The following is a 269-nucleotide window of genomic DNA, read 5'->3' as shown; positions in this document are numbered from 1 at the left end:
CACTCGGCCTTACGGCGCGGGCCGATTTCTCCTTTGCCCGCACCGCGCACGCCATCCCCGTCGTCGCATCGGAAATGCCGGCGGCGATGCGCTCCTATCCGATCGTTTTCATTGGCGACGCCAAGGCGCCTGTCATCATCACCGGTCTGCGCCAGGACCAGAACCTGTTCGTAGGCGCCGACGGCAAATGGGCGGAGCCGCATTACATTCCCGCCTATGTCCGCCGTTACCCCTTCATCCTCGCCGATGAATCGAAGATCGGAAGAGCG

General features: G+C 63.2%; 1 protein-coding gene. It reads left to right on the top strand.

Features of this window, described 5'->3' with window-relative positions; genetic code table 11:
- Nucleotides 1-269, top strand: a 269-nt coding sequence (locus X735_RS135810; RefSeq protein ID WP_023814489.1) for a SapC family protein, incomplete at both ends; no start/stop codon positions are given.

Origin of the sequence: Mesorhizobium sp. L2C084A000 (genome assembly GCF_000502875.1) — a bacterium.
Classification (GTDB): Bacteria; Pseudomonadota; Alphaproteobacteria; order Rhizobiales; family Rhizobiaceae; genus Mesorhizobium.
Note: the sequence above shows the minus strand (reverse complement) of the source record. Positions and strands in the feature narration are given on the sequence as shown.